Source organism: Chroococcidiopsis sp. CCALA 051, assembly GCF_003015105.1.
In the GTDB taxonomy this organism is placed as follows: Bacteria; Cyanobacteriota; Cyanobacteriia; order Cyanobacteriales; family Chroococcidiopsidaceae; genus Chroococcidiopsis; species Chroococcidiopsis thermalis.
On the sequence record NZ_PYCI01000232.1, the window covers coordinates 1 to 4,223 of the forward strand.

Below are 4,223 nucleotides of genomic sequence, written 5' to 3' on the forward strand. Positions count from 1 at the left end.
AGATGTGTATAAGAGACAGTCTTCTAGCGTCATACCCGTGAGTGGCGAACCTGCTGGTAAGGCGTACCAACGGCTATTTAAATCTTGAGTAGCCTGCTGCAATTCACGCGAAACTTGAGCCGCCGTTTGTTCTGGACGTAACTCTAGATAATGATGGTTGCGAATTTGCTGCATTTCTTGCTGAATCGAAAATGGTGCTAAGCCAATCTGTGCTAGCAAATGACTGGCTAGCTCCAAACTCGCTTCAAACTCGGGCTGTACGACCTCTCTCGCCCCCAACTGATAGAGTAATTCAATATCTTTATCCTTAGTTGCCCGTACTACCACATCGAGATCGGGTGACAATTCTAACGCCCGCTTTAGACACAGGCGGCTGCTCATCGGATCGGGTAGGGCGATCGCCAGCGACTTAGCTCGTTCGACACCTGCCTTTTCTAATACGTGTAAACTAGCTGCATTGCCATATACATAGGGTACGCCCGCCTCGCGGACTTGCTGAATTCGGCTTTCTGATTGGTCGATTACGACTACGGGGCGATCGCGTTCTTGTAATAAGCGCACTAAGTTTTTCCCAACCTGCCCGTAACCGCAGACGACAACGTGATTTTGTTGAGGCGTGTTGGCTGAAATTTCGAGTGGTAAATCTTGCCCCTCGATGAATTTTTTCAACCAAGGTAATTCCAATAACTTTGGCACGAGTCGCAACACGAAAGGCGTAAGAACGAGCGTAACGGCAGTCGTACCTAAAATCAGCAGGTAGACGGGACGGGACACCAAACCGAGCGATCGCCCTTCACTCGCTAATACAAACGAGAATTCTCCAATCTGAGCTAATCCTAATCCCGCAATCAAAGCTGTTTTCAATGGGTAACGGAAAAGCATGACTAAGGGCATGACAATTGCGAACTTACCCACAAAAACCAAAGCCACCAGCCCTAAAATTAACTCCAAGTTTTGCCACAAAAACACGGGATCGATCAGCATTCCAATCGCGGCAAAAAACAGCGTCGCGAATATATCTCGCAGTGGCTCAACATAAGTTAGAGTCTGGTCGGCATACTCCACTTCAGAAATCATTAATCCGGCGACAAACGCCCCCATTTCAATCGATAGCCCCAAATGCTCTGTTAATAGAGCAATTCCCAGACACAGCGCTACGACTCCTAGTAAAAATAATTCTTTGCTTTCAGTTCGTGCCAACAGGCGTAATAGAGGAGGAATCAGCCAAATTCCTGCGGCAACAGCTCCAGCAGCAAATAAACCAATTCGCAGCAGTGCTGCTGCTACCGCTATACCAATTAACTGCGGCGGTTGGTCTAGTGCGGGTAAAACTGCCAGCATCAATCCCAGTGCTAAATCTTGGACGACCAGAATTCCCAACATCACCTGTCCGTGAGAACTCGCCGTTTCGTTTCGTTCCATCAGGCACTTGAGGACGACAGCGGTAGAAGATAAAGATAAAATTGACCCCAAAAATACGCCCTTAGCAGGTAAGATTTCCCAAGCTCCTGCAACTCCACAGACCAACACCGTGACCAGAATTGTGAGAGCAATCTGCAATCCTCCTCCGCCAAGGGCGATCGCCTGCACTTTTTTTAATTCAGCAAATGAAAACTCTACACCCAAGGCAAACAGCAGAAAGGCAACGCCAAATTGAGCGAGAGTTTCAACTTGAACTAACTCCTTAATCAGTCCTAGTCCAGCTGGTCCTACAACCATGCCACCCAGCAAATAGCCTAGCAGTACTGGTTGACGGCACAACGCCGCCAGTAAGCCGCCGCCTGCCGCTACTGCCAAAACCAAAACCAAGTCAACTATTAATCTAAAATCTTCCTGCACAAACTTATAAAAGAACTATTAAGGTATATAAACTTCAGCATACAGAAGTTTTAAGTTTATTTGGGAGCGATTACAACATATCTACTTTTGTAAAAACTCGATACAGCTTTCATAGGGGATCGAGACCATAAAGTTAATCTAGTTGGTCAATCAGTCTGGACTTTTGCGAGTATATGAATCAATTAACAGGGAGCAGGGAGCAGAGAGCAGGGAGCAGAGAGCCGGAAAGCAAGGGACAAGGGAGACAAGGGAGCGGTCAACCAACTACCAGCTACCAACTACCAACTACCAATTACCAATTACCAATTCTCCACTGCTTTCTACTCTCACTGGGTATTGCCTTAGTCTCAGCCTTGCCAGCAAAAGCCTTGCAGGTACGGGTCGCTCCCACTAAGCCTCATTTAGGCGACACGCTGTCGGTAGTCGTCAGACCAAACAATCCCGATGTCAACGTCAGCCCTATCGTGACTGTCAATCGCAAAACTTATCCAGCTTTCGCCATTGCTCCTGGTGTATTTCGCGCTTTTGTTCCTACCACACCTTTACAAAAAGTAGGAAAAAGAGAGATTCAGATCAGCAGTGAAGGTAAAGTTAGAAATATAGCCGTATGGGTGGCAAATCGTAAATTTCCCGTGCAGAGGATCAACTTTCGACCCGGGAAGGCTGGGCTAGAAGCAACCGAACTCGAACTGAGTCGGGTAAAAGCTTTTAAATCGCTCGTTACCCCGCAAAAATTTTGGAATGGTCCTTTTCTTAAGCCCAATCGCGGCAGAGTCAGCACGATTTACGGAGTGCGGCGCTATTACAATGGCAAATTTGCTAAAGATTACTACCATCGTGGCGTTGACTATGCAGGTCCGGTAGGTTCTCCCGTAGTTGCGCCTGCCGCAGGGCGAGTTTCCTTAATCGGTTTAGAATCTCAAGGGTTTCGAGTTCACGGTAATATAATTGGACTCGATCACGGTCAAGGAGTAACGAGTGTTTTCCTGCACTTAAGCCGAATCTATGTCAGAGAAGGAGATATTGTTAGAGCCGGACAACCGATTGGCGCGGTAGGTTCGACGGGGGCTTCAACTGGACCCCATTTGCATTGGGGATTTTACGTTCAAGGGGAAGCAGTCGATCCGACAACTTGGCGGGAACAAGGAATGAATTAGACTTAGGGTGCTAATTTTTGTGCTGTAGCAGGGCAAAATCAATCCAGGGTTAGTTTAACTATAGGAAAGCAAAATAGGTAAAGCAGCGTTATGAGCATTCAACAAATTGTCGAGCAAGCCCTTCAAGATGGCTATTTAACACCAGCCATGGAAGCAGAGGTGGGTAGAATCTGTGACACTGCTTCCGAGCTTTCCATAGAAGAGTATATGGCGTTAGATAAGTTGATGGGTTCGCTCTTGACTGGCGAAGTTGTAGCGGTGCAGCGCAAACAATTTATCAACGTCATGGAAGAGTTAGTGCTGACTGAAGTTATCGCACGGGTAGCAGAAATTAAAGTTACCAGTGGTCACAGTCTAGACGTAGGTGATATCGCTGCCTATGCACTCAATCGTCTTCCTCCCCTATATGCTACGACTGAAGAAGGTGCTAATTACCAGCGCCAGCGGGCAAAAGAAGAACTGGCAGCGCTAATTGTACAACAAATCGATGAAGCGATCGCCCGCAGCTTAGACCGACCCGAATTCTTCCCAGAACGCCAAGCCCTCGGTAAAAGTAGTGGTGGTAAAGAGGTAGTGAAACAAGTCAGTATGCTACTCCAAGCCTACGCACCTAACTTCGAGCAACAGATTTCTTAGCCAATCGCTAATAGCTAATTGCTAATTGCCAAAAACAAATATACAGACTGCCAATGACAGATCGTAGATTGTCTTCCACCGTTAACGTGGGAGACAAATTAGTCTTGTCAATCGCTTGACGGAACTAAGTTTAATCTATCTTCATCTAAAGCCAAGAAAATATTAAGATAGTATTATGATTTGCTTCTATCTTAGGATGGAAATAGGCAAACTAGAAATATCTAAAGAATTCTGGCAATTAGATTTCAGTTGTTTCAAGTCGGCGCTCGGTTTTGTGACTGTAAGTGAAGTACAGCTAGTGGTTGTGGGGGACAAAGGCAATGTTAGAAAAGCTGATGTTAGCGATCGCAATTACCATGTGCGTCAAGTTGTTGCTTGGAGTCGGTGTACCGATCGGTCACGAACCTGCGAAGCCCAGTTATCGGGTCGTAGAAAATCCCAAATCCTCCTTAATGAAGGTCATATTTCCCCGCGATCTCCGACAACAACTAGCTTTTAGGGAGTGGTAATGGGTAATTGGTAAGTGGCTAGTGGCTAGTGGATAGTGAATAGTGGATAGTGGATAGAATCGCTTCCTTGTCACCCATACCC

4 protein-coding genes are annotated in these 4,223 nt (G+C 46.5%); 3 read left to right on the plus strand and 1 reads right to left on the minus strand.

Annotated features, from left to right (window positions below; translation table 11 throughout):
- On the minus strand, positions 1-1,839 hold a 1,839-nt coding region (locus tag C7Y66_RS29915; RefSeq protein ID WP_106548318.1), incomplete at its 3' end, for a cation:proton antiporter.
- A 173-nt stretch (positions 1,840-2,012) separates the two neighbouring features.
- Between C7Y66_RS29915 and C7Y66_RS29920 the strand changes: the two genes are divergently transcribed.
- From C7Y66_RS29920 to C7Y66_RS29930, 3 genes are all read left to right on the plus strand, one after another.
- The gene (locus C7Y66_RS29920) at positions 2,013-2,996 is read left to right on the plus strand and encodes a M23 family metallopeptidase (protein WP_106548319.1); all 984 of its coding nucleotides are present in this window, start codon (positions 2,013-2,015) and stop codon (positions 2,994-2,996) included.
- A gap of 90 nt (positions 2,997-3,086) precedes the next feature.
- Positions 3,087-3,632, plus strand: a complete 546-nt coding sequence (locus C7Y66_RS29925; protein WP_015156757.1) for a late competence development ComFB family protein — start codon at positions 3,087-3,089, stop codon at positions 3,630-3,632.
- A gap of 320 nt (positions 3,633-3,952) precedes the next feature.
- Positions 3,953-4,141, plus strand: a complete 189-nt coding sequence (locus C7Y66_RS29930) for a hypothetical protein (protein ID WP_015156756.1) — start codon at positions 3,953-3,955, stop codon at positions 4,139-4,141.
- The last annotated feature ends 82 nt before the right edge of the window (positions 4,142-4,223 follow it).